This window comes from Paenibacillus sp. WG02, assembly GCF_055396115.1.
Genome location: NZ_AP036016.1, coordinates 3,832,149 through 3,846,671, shown reverse-complemented (window position 1 = coordinate 3,846,671; position 14,523 = coordinate 3,832,149). Strand labels below are relative to the sequence as shown.

At 49.6% G+C, this 14,523-nt stretch carries 12 protein-coding genes and 1 pseudogene; all 13 read right to left on the bottom strand.

The window, feature by feature from the left end; translation table 11 throughout:
• Position 1: 1 nt before the first annotated feature.
• The 13 genes and pseudogenes from rsgA to ACBP55_RS17010 all read right to left on the bottom strand — a co-directional run bounded on the left by rsgA (position 2) and on the right by ACBP55_RS17010 (position 14,484).
• Positions 2–931 (bottom strand): ribosome small subunit-dependent GTPase A, encoded by a 930-nt coding sequence (gene rsgA, locus ACBP55_RS17070; RefSeq protein ID WP_464652897.1) that lies wholly within the window; start codon positions 929–931, stop codon positions 2–4.
• The gene (gene pknB, locus ACBP55_RS17065; protein ID WP_464652896.1) at positions 931–3,039 is read right to left on the bottom strand and encodes a Stk1 family PASTA domain-containing Ser/Thr kinase; all 2,109 of its coding nucleotides are present in this window, start codon (positions 3,037–3,039) and stop codon (positions 931–933) included. Before pknB ends, rsgA begins: the two co-directional genes overlap by 1 nt.
• Positions 3,036–3,800, bottom strand: coding sequence for a Stp1/IreP family PP2C-type Ser/Thr phosphatase (locus ACBP55_RS17060; protein WP_464652895.1), 765 nt, complete (start codon positions 3,798–3,800; stop codon positions 3,036–3,038). Before ACBP55_RS17060 ends, pknB begins: the two co-directional genes overlap by 4 nt.
• A 15-nt stretch (positions 3,801–3,815) precedes the next feature.
• Positions 3,816–4,883 carry a dual-specificity RNA methyltransferase RlmN gene (gene rlmN / locus ACBP55_RS17055; RefSeq protein ID WP_029197747.1) on the bottom strand — a complete coding sequence of 356 codons (1,068 nt, stop codon included), beginning with the start codon at positions 4,881–4,883 and terminating at the stop codon, positions 3,816–3,818.
• Positions 4,884–5,679: 796 nt separating this feature from the next.
• Positions 5,680–7,098: pseudogene (gene rsmB / locus ACBP55_RS17050) on the bottom strand (16S rRNA (cytosine(967)-C(5))-methyltransferase RsmB).
• A gap of 65 nt (positions 7,099–7,163) precedes the next feature.
• Positions 7,164–8,126, bottom strand: a complete 963-nt coding sequence (gene fmt, locus ACBP55_RS17045; protein ID WP_464653333.1) for a methionyl-tRNA formyltransferase — start codon at positions 8,124–8,126, stop codon at positions 7,164–7,166.
• Positions 8,127–8,137: 11 nt separating this feature from the next.
• The gene (gene def / locus ACBP55_RS17040) at positions 8,138–8,620 is read right to left on the bottom strand and encodes a peptide deformylase (protein WP_029195625.1); all 483 of its coding nucleotides are present in this window, start codon (positions 8,618–8,620) and stop codon (positions 8,138–8,140) included.
• Between the two features lie 41 nt (positions 8,621–8,661).
• On the bottom strand, positions 8,662–11,175 hold the full coding sequence (gene priA / locus ACBP55_RS17035; RefSeq protein WP_464652894.1) for a primosomal protein N': 2,514 nt from the start codon (positions 11,173–11,175) through the stop codon (positions 8,662–8,664).
• The gene (gene coaBC, locus ACBP55_RS17030) at positions 11,175–12,395 is read right to left on the bottom strand and encodes a bifunctional phosphopantothenoylcysteine decarboxylase/phosphopantothenate--cysteine ligase CoaBC (RefSeq protein WP_029195623.1); all 1,221 of its coding nucleotides are present in this window, start codon (positions 12,393–12,395) and stop codon (positions 11,175–11,177) included. Before coaBC ends, priA begins: the two co-directional genes overlap by 1 nt.
• 68 nt (positions 12,396–12,463) lie before the next feature.
• On the bottom strand, positions 12,464–12,688 hold the full coding sequence (rpoZ, locus tag ACBP55_RS17025) for a DNA-directed RNA polymerase subunit omega (RefSeq protein WP_029195622.1): 225 nt from the start codon (positions 12,686–12,688) through the stop codon (positions 12,464–12,466).
• A 1-nt stretch (position 12,689) separates the two neighbouring features.
• Entirely contained in the window at positions 12,690–13,328 is a 639-nt protein-coding gene (gmk, locus tag ACBP55_RS17020; RefSeq protein ID WP_029195621.1) for a guanylate kinase, read from the bottom strand.
• Positions 13,318–13,578 carry an extracellular matrix/biofilm regulator RemA gene (gene remA / locus ACBP55_RS17015; protein ID WP_009672664.1) on the bottom strand — a complete coding sequence of 87 codons (261 nt, stop codon included), beginning with the start codon at positions 13,576–13,578 and terminating at the stop codon, positions 13,318–13,320. Before remA ends, gmk begins: the two co-directional genes overlap by 11 nt.
• 33 nt (positions 13,579–13,611) lie before the next feature.
• The gene (locus ACBP55_RS17010) at positions 13,612–14,484 is read right to left on the bottom strand and encodes a YicC/YloC family endoribonuclease (protein WP_464652893.1); all 873 of its coding nucleotides are present in this window, start codon (positions 14,482–14,484) and stop codon (positions 13,612–13,614) included.
• Positions 14,485–14,523: the final 39 nt, after the last annotated feature.

Genomic DNA, 14,523 nt, shown 5'->3' with positions numbered 1-14,523 from the left:
CCTAATACCTCCTCTTCCGATCCTTGATTTCAGTTAAAAACAACAAGTAATGATCATAGCGGGAAGCTGCAATCGTCCCCTCGGCTACCGCATCACGAACCTTGCAATCCGGCTCATGCAGATGCAAACAGCCTCTGAACCTGCAGCCCTCCGCTATCGCGGCAAACTCCTTAAAGCAGCCGCTAAGACCCTCCGCTTCGACTTCCATAAAGTCTAACTGGCTGAATCCCGGCGTATCGGCTACAAGGCCACCATTCGTTAGCGGCATCAGCTCAACATGACGAGTTGTATGCTTCCCTCTGCCTAATCGCTGAGAAATAGCATTCGTCTCCAGATTAAGACCGCTAATCATGGCGTTAAGCAGAGAAGACTTACCCACACCGGATTGTCCAGCAAAAACACTGACAGCTCCGTCCAGATGATGCAGAATCGCATCTACGCCTTCTTGCAGCTTAGAACTCGTCTTCACAACGGTATAACCGATTCCCTCATAGAGCTTTGTAATCCGCTCGAGCTCGGCAGCCGTCATGTCTTTGGGAACGGACGCCTCGTCATCTTCGGTCAATAAATCACTTTTCGTGAAACATAGCAGAACATCAATGCCCGTATTTTCAATATGGACCAGAAATTTATCTAACAACTGCAAATTAAGAACAGGCTCTGTCACCGAAAAAACGAGCACAACCACGTTTACATTGGCGATTGGAGGTCGTATGAGCTCCGAAGTGCGGGGAAGGATTTCCGTAACAGTCCCTTCCCCATTCTCCGTTTCCGCGTACATAACGCGATCTCCAACCAGGGGGGTTATGTTTCTGTTTTTGAAAACGCCTCTTCCGCGGCAGGTAACCGTCTTGGCTTCACGGAGATCCGCCTCCTCGGGCAACACATAATAATAGCCGCTCAGCGCTTTTACGATGTATCCTTGCGGCATTAAGGTGTGCCTCCAGCAGGTGGTTTAGAGCCAGTGCCGCCTGTTTGCCCATTTCCAGTGCCGCCAACCGGAATAGCCGGTCCATTGCTCTGCTGTTTAGGCGAAGGCGATGGTGACGTGGAAGGACTAGGCGATACTGTCTTTCCATTTTTTTGATCTAAGTAGTCTTGATATGTGCGAGTAATGGAGTTGACCAAGTTATCTCCTTCTTTAATCAAGATGACCGCTTTCTTATCTGGAGAAACAATGACTTTGACATCCAAATTCTGAGGCTTCGATACTTTTTCTGTTTTGTATTCGAAGTTCTCATACTGGGCATCACTTACGACAATTTTGAACTCGGAATCCTTGCCCTCCGTCGTCGGCTTCACGGCAATACTTACCGTCAGCTGTCCAGCATCCTCCGGCAATCCGTCACTAATGATCAAAGAAATCTCCGAGCCAACGGATACATCCTGGTTTTTCTCAAAAGGAAACTGTTTGACAACTTTCCCTTTCGCGACTTTGTAGCTTTTCTCACGGGTTATGCCATTCACAGGGAGCTTAAGATTCAGCTTTGTGAGTTGGGCCTTAGCATCAGCTTCCGTCATTCCGACGAGATCCGGCATTTTGAACGTTTCTTTGGCTTTGCTTACGGTAAATGCAATGACCGCTTTGTCAAGCTCAAACTCTTCGCCAGCCAGAGGGGATTGCTTCAAAATGATATCAGGCGTACCATCCGTCGTCTCTTGTGTAATCGTAATCTGCTCATCCTTGATACCGAGGGCTTGCAGCTTCAGCTTAACATCCTTAAATGGTTGCCCTGCATAATTATCCATCCTGATTTTAGGCGTACCCTTACTAACATACAGCGTCACTTTGGTGCCCACATTCATTCTCATTCCTGTAGGATCTTGACGAATGACAATATCTTTAGCTAGCTTGCTGTCCATGTCATATTCAACGGTAGAGCCCAATTTAACCGCCGTCAATTCAGCTTGAGCTTGAATCAACGGTTTGCCTGCTACATTGGGAACCTCGACCGTTTCAATCGCGAACATCCCTTTCACGTACCCGACCAAATACCACATAGCCCCGAGCACCATTAACAAAACAACAATCCAAATGAGCGGCTTAACCCACCCTTTCCCTTTGGAAGGAGCTGGCTCTTCCCGCCAGGCAGGTTTCTCGGGCTCATCATCATCCTCGAACTGTCCGAGTTGGTCTGCTCGAATCGCAGGCATCACTAAGGTACGCTCTTCGTCCATCCCATCCGCATCCCAGAAAACGACCTTCGCTTCATTCCGGCGATCCGGATTCAAACAGGTATCGAGATCTGCCATCATTAGCTTCGCAGACTGGTAGCGTTCCTCTGGCTTTTTCCGCATGGCTTTCAAAATAATGTTTTCCACGCTTTGCGGAATGAGAGGGTTCACCTTACGCGGATCTTCCACATCTTCCTGCAAATGCTTCAAAGCAACAGAGATTGGGCTCTCACCGAGAAAAGGCAGCCGGGCTGTCAGCATTTGATACATCACGATGCCAAGGGAATACAGATCGGATTTCTCCCCTGTATTCGTCCCTTTGGCATGTTCCGGTGAGAAATAATGCACAGAACCGACAACCGATCCGGTTTGTGTGATGGTGGAAGACGTGGCAGCTCGCGCGATACCGAAATCCGTCACTTTCACACGGCCGTTTTTGCCGATCAAAATATTGTGCGGCTTGATATCCCGATGAATGATTTCATTATGGTGGGCGTGATCGAGGGCATCTGCAATTTGACTCGCATAGTGAACCGCATCCTCGACCTGCAACGGTGCTCTCTCTTTGATTAAATCATTCAAAGTTGTGCCTTCTATGTACTCCATCACAATGTAATGCACGTCTTCTTCTTGTCCGACGTCATAAATACTGACGACATTAGGATGAGAAAGGGAAGCGGCTGCTTGAGCTTCTCTACGGAAACGACGAATGAATTCTTCATCGTGCACATACTGCGAGCGCAGTACTTTCACAGCCACTTTACGATTTAATAATAGATCATGCCCTTTGTAGACTAAAGCCATGCCGCCTCCGCCAATGCGATCTAAGATTTCATAGCGGCCTCCAAGCTTTCTACCGATCAATTCCCATCACCCCTTTTTTCGTCCGAATCATGATCGTGCGCAAGTAAAACGACCGTTACATTATCGTCTCCGCCTTCATCAAGCGCGCTTTGAATCAACTGTTCCGCTGCATCTTCCATACGTTCATGCGATTTGACTATTCGTAGAATATCGCCGGAATCCACCAATCCGCTTAAACCATCCGTACAGATCAGAACGATATCACCTGGACGCCACGCGTACTCATAGAGATCCACCTCTACGCCCGGCTCTGTGCCTAGTGCACGAGTAATCCAGTTACGTCTAGGGTGATGGTCGGCCTCTTCGATCGTAATCTGCCCGTTCTTCACAAGCTCATACACCAGAGAATGATCTTCCGTTAGTTGTGTGATCGATTCACCGGTGATCTTGTAAGCGCGACTGTCACCGATATGTCCAATAATAAGAAGCTCTTGCGAAGCAATAATAGCAACAACCGTCGTGCCCATACCATGATAACTTTCTTGTCCTGAGGCGAATTCATAAATTTTCTCATTCGCCTTTTCAATGGCTTCCTTCAGCACTTGCTTACAAGCTTCAACAGACATTCCCCAATGGATCGATTGCAGCTGATCTGCAATCATTTCGATGGCCATTTGGCTGGCGATATCACCAGCTTGATGTCCCCCCATGCCATCAGCCACAATAGCCAAAGATAGGCCATTGAGATTATGATGGATGGCGGCTCGGTCCTCATTCACTAAGCGGACTTTGCCAATATCGGTACGGCTTACCATCTTCATCCGGATTTCACCTCATTACTTGTTCTCCATATGCTTTGCGCGCAGTTGTCCGCAGGCAGCAGCAATGTCACTACCTTGTTCACGACGTATGGTGGCATTAATTTTGCCCTTCTCCAGAATACGTTGGAAGGTGAAAATATCATCCCTAGGCGTACGTTTGAAATCCCGTTCGGCCACGAAATTCACAGGAATCAGGTTCACGTGGCTAAGGGGCATATCCTTCAGCACTTGCGCGAGTTCCTCTGCATGTTCAGGCTGGTCATTCACTTCCCCCATAAGGGCATATTCAAATGTAATTCGTCTGCCGGTTTTGGCGATGTAATACTTACAAGCTTCGATTAAGTCGACGAAAGGAAATCTCCGATTGACCGGCATTAGCTTGGATCTGAGCGTATCATTCGGCGCATGAATAGAAATCGCCAGATTGACTTGCAAATTCTCATCGGCGAACTTATAAATGTTCGGCACAATACCACTCGTCGAAACCGTGATATGGCGCTGTCCGATGTTCAGACCTTTGGGATGAATCATGACACGAAGGAAATTCATTGTCGCTTCATAATTTTCAAAAGGCTCGCCAATACCCATAATAACGATCGAAGAGATGCGTTCCTCTGTCTCATCCAGCAATTTCTGAGCTTTAACAACTTGGGCGACAATCTCACCCGGTCTCAAATCCCGCTTCAAACCGCCCAACGTAGATGCACAGAACGTGCAACCTACCCGGCAACCTACCTGTGTTGTTACGCAAATACTGTTGCCGTAGTTGTGCTTCATGACAACCGTTTCAATGGCATTCTTATCTTCCAGTTCAAATAAAAACTTGACTGTACCGTCCTGCGACTGATACTTGGCAATTTCGGAAAGCGTAACGAACTCAAACTGATCCTTCAGTTTGTCACGCAGCGACTTCGGCAAGTTCGACATCTCATCGAAGCTGAATACCCGCTTAATATAAAGCCAATCGAAAATTTGCCCAGCACGAAAAGAAGACTCGCCGTTCTCTTTCACCCAGCTCTGCCATTCGTCCCAATTCAAATCATATACAAACGGTTTATCTTTCTCATAAGGCTTATTTCCCACATTTATCACAACCTGTTGTTATTTGTCCTGATTTTTTGCTAATCGTATGTTATTTTATCACAAAGCGGGATCGAACACACGTCCCCGTGGTTAGCAGCTGCAGAAGCTAGGCATTTACCTGGCTAAGTAGCCGAGACCGTCGATTTATTCACCCAATTTTGTTCTACATAATGGTTTCATATATCAGTATCATCTACATTTAGGCTCACTTGAGGTTGCCGGATGAATGAATCCCTAAACGCGGTAGAATGATGTTGTAAAAAATGCAACAATTGCTGCCTAAATCTCGCCTATTTCCCTTCGATGTTGCAGAATGTACAACAATTTTGCCCAATATAGAGCATTTAGCAACAAATGTGCTCAAAATGTTGTACGATATGCAACTTCAAGATGCAAAATAGCCTTTTGGCGTGGGAATTGTTGTAGATAATACAACATTGGTAACCACTATAGCCCATCTCCATCACGAAAGCTGAATGACTCTAAAATCGCGCATTTTGGAGTTATGAATACCAGTTGTGAATCAATCGACAGTCTTTAACCGTCAACACCAACCCAGACCAACCCAGCATTACCTGCAAAAAGTGCAGCTAAATTGAATACTTAGCCCTTTATTGAGGCAATTAACTGTAAAAAGTGCAGTTGATTTAGATGAAATCAGCTTTAATTCCTCGAATTGGTCCTATTTGCTGTACAATATGCAGTTTGTACCCGTTTCAGTCACGGTTTCCTTGAAATTAACTGTAGTACATACAGTTAAACCAAGAAGAACGATGCGCTGCCTAAGGCCGACGCGTTATAAACGCTTACGCAGCCGTGCGATGAAGAAGCCGTCGGAATGGAACTGCTGCGGCAGAATTTGCACCATACCCGCTGCGGCAGCCGCAGGGTCAATGCTTGCGAAAACATCCGCCGGCAGCGGCGCTAGCTCAAACTCGCTATGCTCGGCGAGAAAGCGCTCAACCATGCCCGCGTTCTCAGCGTGCTCAATCGTGCACGTGCTGTAGACCAACACGCCGCCCGGCTTGAGCAGCATATGCACTTTGCTCAGAATAGCGTGCTGCAGCTCGCTGATTGCGTCAATCTCCGCCTCCTGCTTCGCCCACTTGAGGTCGGGCTTGCGGCGAATGACCCCAAGGCCCGAGCAAGGCGCATCGAGCAGGATGCGGTCAAATGACTCCGCCTCAAAATGTTCGTCCAGCTTCGCAGCATCCATCACCAGCGTCTGGATCGACGTCAGTCCCAGCCGCTCCGCTTGATCTGCGATCAGCTTCTGCTTGTGCTCATGCAGATCACAAGCCCAGATCTTGCCCGCATCGTCCATCTTCTCGGCGATGTGCGCGGTCTTGCCGCCAGGGGCGGCGCAGCAGTCCAGCACCGTCATGCCTGGACGCGGATCCAGAGCCTCGGCGACGAGCATCGAGCTCTCGTCTTGAATCGAGAAGTCCCCCTGCTGGAAGCCGGGGACTAACGCCATGTTCCCGGCCCCTGCACAAGGATGCCGGCCGGGGCTAGCTCTGACGCTTCCGCGCTGAGGCCGCTGCCTTGGAGCTGTTCCAGCAGCTCCAAGCGACTGCGGCGCCTCGCGTTCGCGCGAATGCTGACGTGCGGCGGCTCATTGTTCGCCGCACAGATCTGTTCCGTCAGCTCCGCACCCAGCTGACGGATCCACCGGCGCACGAGCCATTCCGGATGGGAATGGCTCAGCGCGATGCGCTTCACGTCGCCGAGCGCAGCCGGCAGCGTGAGCTCCTCTTTGCTGCGGATCACTGCGCGCAGCACGCCGTTGACCATGCCCGAGATGCCTTGATGGCCTCGGCGCTTCGCGATATTGACCGCTTCGCTCACGACCGCATGGTCGGGGATGCGGTCCAAATAATGCAGCTGATAGAAGCTCAGCCCGCAGCAAGCATCTCACCCAGGGCTCAAGCTTCGCGAGCCCCTTGCTGACGAAACGCTCCAAGAAGAAATCGATCGTATTTTTCCGTCCGATGGTCCCATAAACGAGCTCCGTCGCCAGTCCCGCATCCGCCCGCTCAAGAGCATGCTTTTGCAATACCTGATTCAGCAGCAAATTGCTGTATGATTGATTTTCTTCAACCCGAATCAACACATCCAGCGCCGCATCACGGGCAGAATGCTTAACAGCGCTGCTCTTCGCAGCGCCCCCGGATGATTTTGGAGCAGAGGGCTTGCCGGCCCCCTGCGGTTTCATAAGTCCGTTTTGCGGACGAGTTGGTTTTTGCGTTGACAAATCGAATACCTCATTTTTTAGTTGCTTTAGTTACTGTGTCCGAATACGGTACCAGTTGGAATTTGCACACCTCGTACGAACTCTGACACGGGCATCGCCTTTTTGCCTGAAGGTTGGATCTCGGTCAGCCACAGCGTGCCTTCACCCGTCATCACTTCAATGCCCCGCTCACTGCTGCCAAGTACAGTTCCAGGAGCAGGTGCGTCACCGCTGATTCCGGAGAAACTTCGGCTACTTGGCTCCGAAGAATTTTTCGGATTCGCGCTAGCCCATACTTTCATAACTTCCCCATTCCAGAGCGTGTAAGCGCCGGGGAAAGGGTTTAAGCCGCGTACTTGATTCCAAAGCTCGACAGCAGAACGCGACCAATCGATCAACTCGTCCTCCCTGCGGATATTCGGAGAATAAATAGCATCGGCCTCATTTTGAAGGGCAGCTTGGATGCGTCCTGCCAGTAAATCAGGCAATGTACGCTTAAGTAGATCCGCACCAGCTATGCTTAGCTTTTCAAATAAAGAGCCCGTCGTATCCGTATCTTCGATCGGAAGTTCCACCTTTGAAATCATATCGCCGGTATCAAGACCTACGGCCATGTACATAATCGTAACGCCGGTTACGGCTTCACCCCGAATCACGGCGTGATGAATCGGCGCTCCGCCCCGATATTTGGGCAGGAGCGAAGCATGGATGTTAATACACCCATACTGCGGCAGATCCAAAACCGCTTTGGGCAAAATCTGTCCATAAGCAGCAGTCACGATCAAGTCCGGTTTTAATTGTCTCAAAAGCTCAACCGAATCCGCTTGACGCAATTTCTCCGGTTGAAGCACCGGAATCCCATGCTTTTCGGCTTCCACCTTAACCGGAGGCGGCGTCAGGACGCGCTTGCGTCCTTTCGGCCGGTCCGGCTGTGTGACAACCGTCGTTACGTTATAGCCTTCCTCCAAGAGCAGGCGCAAGGAGGGTACTGCGAAATCCGGCGTGCCCATGAAAATAATGTTCACTCGGAATCTTCCTCTTCTTCAGCCGTATACGTTTTGGTTGCAAGATCCGTAAATAGAACACCGTTCAAGTGATCAATTTCATGGAAAATGCAGCGAGCCAGCAAATCCGTACCCGTCACTTCAATCGGATTTCCATCACGATCTTGACCTTTGGCCGTAACATGGAGCGGTCGAAGCACATCGCCGCGAAGTCCAGGAATACTTAAACAGCCCTCCGGCCCCAATTGTTCGCCGCTGGAAGTGACAACCTCTGGATTGACCATTTCAATCAATCCGCCGTGTTCTTCTCCGCAATCCATGACGATAACACGTTTAAGAATACCGATTTGCGGGGCAGCAAGACCCACGCCCTCCGCTTCATACATCGTGTCTGCCATATCATTAAGCAGTTTATGCAGATTGGAATTAAATTTCGTAACCGTGATGGCTTTCTCACGCAGCACTGGATCTGGATCTTTAACAATAATACGAATAGCCATAATGTGCACCTACCTTTGAAGTCTTCTCTATTTGGGGTTCATTACATCAAATATTGCGGGTCAACATCTACGCTAATCAGCAGCTTTTCTTTCGCTGAGCGCTCTTCAAACCAAGCTACTGCTTTAGCCACGATCTCTGCAGCCTGATCTTCCCCCCGATATTTTACCACGCATTGGAATCGATATCTATCTTTGATTCGCGAAATCGGCGATGCAACAGGTCCTAGCACGTCCATTTGAAAGGATTGATCCGAGGACAACGTGTTCGTAAACAGATCAACCTGCTGAGCCTGATAGGTAAAAGCAATCTCTTTCAATCTCGTTACAAAAGCCTCGGCAGAACGCACCAGGAGCGGAACCTGCTCATGCGAGAAAGTGACCAGAATCAAACGCTGATATGGCGGATAGCCTAAATTCGCGCGTATATCAAGCTCATGGTTCGCAAAAGCGATATAATCGTGCTGGCTTGCATACTGCACACTATAATGTTCAGGTGTGTATGTCTGGACGAACACTTCGCCTTGTTTTTCATGACGACCCGCCCGGCCTGCAACCTGCGTTAACAACTGAAAAGTCCGCTCCGCTGAACGGAAATCCGGTAGATTAAGCACAGTATCCGCCGCGATAACCCCTACTAAGGTCACGTCGGGAAAATCCAGCCCTTTGGCTACCATCTGCGTGCCAAGCAGCACATCCGCCTGCTTCTCGCGAAACATCGTCAGCCATTTTTCATGTGAGCCTTTCTCCGTCGTGGTATCGACATCCATGCGAATGACACGAATTTCGGGAAAAATCTTGCTAAGCTCCTCTTCCACGCGCTGTGTTCCTGTTCCAAAATGACGAATATGCTCGGACTGACAGCTGGGACACTGCGTAACCTCGCGCTCCGCATAACCGCAATAATGGCAGCGCAGCATACGCGAGCTTTGATGATAGGTAAGTGAAATATCACAATGCGGACATTGCGAGACGAAGCCGCAAGTACGGCACATCACGAACGTCGCATACCCACGCCGATTCAGTAGTAAAACAATCTGTTCTTTCTTTTGTAACCGATCTTCGATCGCTTTATACAAGGATCGGCTAAACATAGAGCGATTGCCGTTTTTTAGCTCCTCACGCATATCGACAATAGCAACTGGGGGCATCGGCCGGCTGGCCACGCGTTCCCTCATCGTCAGCAGCCGAAAGGGAGGTTTCTCCCTGTCACGGCGTCGTCTTGTCTTCTCGATACTTTCCAGAGAGGGAGTTGCTGAACCGAGCACAACGACGGCGTTTTGCTGCTTTGCCCTTTGAACCGCCACATCACGGGTGTGATATTTGGGGCTCTCCTCCTGCTTATAGGAAGATTCGTGCTCTTCATCAATGATAATAAGGCCAATTCTCGTAAAAGGAGCAAAAATCGCCGAACGAGCGCCGATTACAACCTTCACTTGCTTGCGCATAATTTTGCGCCATTCGTCATACCGTTCGCCATTCGATAACCGACTGTGAAGGACGGCGACCAAATCGCCAAACCGCCCTTTAAATCGTTCTACCATCTGTGGCGTCAGCGAAATTTCGGGAACGAGCACAATCGCTTCTTTGTCCATATCCAAGCACTGCTGAATGGATTGTAAATACACTTCGGTTTTACCGCTACCCGTAACCCCATGCAGCAGAAATACCTCATTGCGTTCCTCCGCAACAGCATCCCGAATTTCCGCGAAGACATGGCTTTGTTCTTCCGTTAAGGGAAGCGGCTTAGTCCGCGTGAAAGCACGGCCCGCATAGGGGTCGCGCATCACTTCGACCTCACGCAGCTCGATCCACCCGCGATCCGCCAAGCTTTTGACCGTGCTGGCGCCGACCTCCACTGTTTCCATCAGCTCCGTAAGTCGAATCGCATGCGGATGCTCCATCAAATAACGCAGCACATCCTGCTGTTTGTTGGCTCTGGCAGGAAGCTCGGCCAAAGCCTCTTCCAATCCGCTCCCTCCAGCTGGCGGGAACACGGTCAACGCCTTCTTGGTGTTCATGCGGTCTTTGACCACTTGTACTTCCGTTAGGATACCTGCGCTCAGCAGTTGTTTAATGAGGGCGCCGTTACTTGCAAAACGCTCCATCAAAGCGTCCATCGAAACTGAGCCTTTGGACTTCACAAAGCTAACTATCTCTTGCAGATCCGACATGTCCAGCAGCGACTGCTCGCCAGACTCCTCCCCGACCCCAATCGCTCGCTCATATTTCGCTTTGAGTGCAGCGGGTAGCATCGCCTGAAGCGCCGTAACTTCATGGCACAAGTACATGCGGCTGACCCATCTCCCCAGACTCACAAGTTCCTCCGTGAGCGGAGGAACCAAGTCCAGGACGTTCTGGATCGGCTTGATGCGAGTCGCATCCACCTGCGTTTCCTCATGCAGTTCGACGACAAAGCCTTGCAGCACCCGAGGGCCGAAAGGCACGCCAACACGACTGCCCACTTCAACCCATTTGCTCAGGGAAGCAGGCACTTCATAGTCGAATGCCCGGTTCGTTTGTTTCGCTGGGACATCGACAATGACTTTGGCGTACATCAGGATTTCCCCGCTGCGGTATGCATACGATCCGCCGCAAGCTCGAGCAGTCTACGTGCCACATCTTTCTTACTCTGTATAGGCAGGGCCTCTACGAGCCCATTGCGATCATAAAACCGCACCACATTCGTATCTCCGCTAAAGCCGGCACCTTCCTGCGACACATCATTACCAACGATGAGATCACAGTTTTTGCGGTTCAGCTTGTCCATCGCATGCTCGTCCAAACGCTCTGTCTCCGCAGCAAACCCAATGACGAATTGATGCTTTTTGAGCGCACCGACTTCCTGTAAAATGTCCGGATTTTTAATCAGCTCCAGCGTTAGCGAGTCCGACTTCTTTTTGATTTTTTGTTCAGAAACAACGGCTGGGCGGTAATCGGCAACCGCAGCAGCCTTGACAATGAGGTTACTTTCATCCAAATGAGCTAGCACAGCCTCTCTCATATCCAAAGCAGACTGAACTTGGATAAGCTGAACGCCCTCCGGCACGGATAAAGCAGATGGCCCTGATATCAACGTCACCTTGGCTCCCATTCGCACCGCCTCTTCAGCGATAGCGTAGCCCATTTTACCGGAAGAATCATTTGTGATGTACCGTACCGGATCAATGCGTTCAACAGTGCCTCCGGCAGTCACAAGGACACGTTGCCCTTCCAACCGCCTAGCCTCCCCCTTAAAATGCCGCTCAATCGCAGCTAGAATCTCCTCAGGTTCAGCAAGCCGTCCTTTCCCGACGTAACCGCAGGCCAACTGCCCTTCTCCCGGTTCGATAAAACGCACGCCACGGCTCAAAAGCGTCTGCATGTTATGCTGTACCGCCGGATTCGCATACATATGCACGTTCATCGCAGGAGCTACCCATACCGGTGCCATGGTTGCAAGCAGCGTGGTGCTCAGCATATCATCACCAAGACCAAGCGCCAGCTTGCCAATCATATTCGCCGTTGCAGGCGCAACAAGCACGAGGTCAGCACTATCCGCTAAATTGATATGGGATACAACCGAAGGATCTTTCTCATCAAAGGTATCCACGAAAACATGATGACGAGACAGCGTTTGAAACGTTAACGGCGCTACGAATTCTACAGCTGATTTGGTCATAATAACACGCACAATTGCACCAGCTTGTGTTAATTTACTCGTTAACGCAGCAGCCTTGTATGCGGCTATGCCTCCGCATACGCCGAGCACAATCGTTTTGCCATGCAGTACACTCATGGGTATCCCCTTTCTACGCACAATTTGAGAAAAAAATAACAACCACTAGGGTTGTTGGGTAAACCAATTTATTTCTGGTATTTCTCCGTCTCGGTCGTCTCAATTTTCTCGTAACCGATATAGTTGCCGTAAAGTTCTTCTAACGCAACACCAACATGTTTGTGGGCCTTTTGGCCTTTCAAATTTGATTTAGCGCCGTCACGTAAAGATCTTGCTCTTTTGGAAGCAGCAACAACTAGTGAATACTTGCTATCCACGATATCGAGCAGTTTATCAATTGAAGGGTATAGCATTTCAATTCACCTCATCCATCCATTGTACGATTTTGGGATACATCCGATCTTTTTTGCAATGTTCAGCTAAGAGAATAGCTTGTATCTTGGAACAAGCCGAGTCTACATGGTCATTCACAATCGCATAGTCATAGTGCTCCATCAAGCGAATTTCGTCCAAAGCTACCGACATGCGGCTGCGAATGACTTCATCCGTTTCCGTACCACGCGTTACAATGCGATTCTCAAGCTCATCTAGAGAAGGCGGCAGCAAGAAAATGAAAACACCTTCGGAAAACTTTTGTTTGACTTGCAGAGCACCCTGCACTTCGATTTCCAAGATGACATCTCGACCGGAGCGCAGCGTTTCCTCAACAAAACGTCGCGGAGTGCCGTAGAAGTTACCTACATATTCGGCCCATTCCAACACTTCATCCGTTTCGATCATCTGTTGAAATTGCTCTCGCGTTTTGAAAAAGTAGTTAACACCATCTACTTCTCCTTGTCTCGGGGAACGGGTTGTCGCTGACACCGAGTACACGATATCCGGCGAACACTTGCGCAGCGCGGCGCAAACCGTTCCCTTGCCGACACCGGAAGGACCGGATAAAACAATCAGAATGCCTCTCTCACGCTCAAGGGTATTCGTATTACTCGTCATGATCATCGTCCTTGTTGGAAAGTCTATGCGCTACCGTCTCTGGTTGTACTGCCGACAATATCACATGGTCGCTGTCAGTGATAATAACGGCACGGGTTCTTCTACCATATGTAGCGTCAATCAGCATGTGACGATCACGTGCTTCTTGAATGATCCTCTTGATCGGAGCCGATTCCGGACTTACGATCGAGATAATGCGGTTCGCCGATACGATGTTGCCGAACCCGATATTAATTAATTTGATAGCCATTACGACTTCCTCCTCGTGAAGTTCCATGCCGCTTCACTCGATATTCTGTATTTGTTCGCGCATCTTCTCAAGCTCTGCTTTCATCGTAATCACTCTAGCCGTAGGCTCCGAGTGATTGGACTTGGATCCGATCGTGTTCACTTCTCGATTCATTTCTTGAATCAAGAAATCCAACTTTCGCCCAACAGGCTCTTTCTCTGTAAGCAATTGATCACATTGCTCAAAATGACTTTTCAGTCGAGTTAATTCCTCATCCACATTCGAACGATCTGCGAATATCGCAATTTCTGTCGCTAGGCGCTGCTCATCTACAGGCGTCTGATCCTGAAGAAGTGACTGAATTCTGTTCGTCATTTTAGCCGCATAGTCTTGAACCACCTGAGGTGCTAAAGCTTCCAATTCCACATGGATTCGCTTCAGTTCCGCCAAACGCTCACGAATATCTTGCTCCAGAAATGCTCCTTCCCGCAGCCGCATGTCGGATAATCTGGCAACGGCCTCCTGCAAGCAGGCGCATAGCTCCTGTTCAATCTCTTCATCAGGCTCCTTACGCGACTCCTTCATCTGAATGAGATCCGGAAGTTTCAATAATTCTTTGAGCTCGACCTGCTCGGCATACCCATAGCGCTCCTTCAACTGCTCCGCAGCCTGCAAATAAGCATCTGCCAAAGCAAAGTTAACCGTTACGCTCTTCGGGGAAGCCGTTTCACGTTCCGCCGTGACGAAGACGTCTACTCGTCCTCTCTTCACCGCTTGCAGCACCGTTTTCTTCAAAGCGTCTTCAAAAGCCGCCCATTCCTTCGGCAAGCGAATCGACACTTCACTATACCTATGATTGACCGATTTCACATCGATAAACACGCTGTATCCCGCAAAAGAACGATTCGCTTGTCCGAATCCGGTCATACTGCAAATCATCCTTATCACATCCATTAACCTATTTTA

What these genes read in the sequence shown, in the direction of transcription:
- rsgA (WP_464652897.1), bottom strand. Translation starts at nt 931, where the DNA reads ATGCCGCAAGGATACATCGTAAAAGCGCTGAGCGGCTATTATTATGTG.
- ACBP55_RS17060 (WP_464652895.1), bottom strand. Translation starts at nt 3,800, where the DNA reads ATGAAGATGGTAAGCCGTACCGATATTGGCAAAGTCCGCTTAGTGAAT.
- fmt (WP_464653333.1), bottom strand. Translation starts at nt 8,126, where the DNA reads ATGGGCACGCCGGATTTCGCAGTACCCTCCTTGCGCCTGCTCTTGGAG.
- def (WP_029195625.1), bottom strand. Translation starts at nt 8,620, where the DNA reads ATGGCTATTCGTATTATTGTTAAAGATCCAGATCCAGTGCTGCGTGAG.
- priA (WP_464652894.1), bottom strand. Translation starts at nt 11,175, where the DNA reads ATGTACGCCAAAGTCATTGTCGATGTCCCAGCGAAACAAACGAACCGG.
- coaBC (WP_029195623.1), bottom strand. Translation starts at nt 12,395, where the DNA reads ATGAGTGTACTGCATGGCAAAACGATTGTGCTCGGCGTATGCGGAGGC.
- rpoZ (WP_029195622.1), bottom strand. Translation starts at nt 12,688, where the DNA reads ATGCTATACCCTTCAATTGATAAACTGCTCGATATCGTGGATAGCAAG.
- gmk (WP_029195621.1), bottom strand. Translation starts at nt 13,328, where the DNA reads ATGACGAGTAATACGAATACCCTTGAGCGTGAGAGAGGCATTCTGATT.
- remA (WP_009672664.1), bottom strand. Translation starts at nt 13,578, where the DNA reads ATGGCTATCAAATTAATTAATATCGGGTTCGGCAACATCGTATCGGCG.
- ACBP55_RS17010 (WP_464652893.1), bottom strand. Translation starts at nt 14,484, where the DNA reads ATGACCGGATTCGGACAAGCGAATCGTTCTTTTGCGGGATACAGCGTG.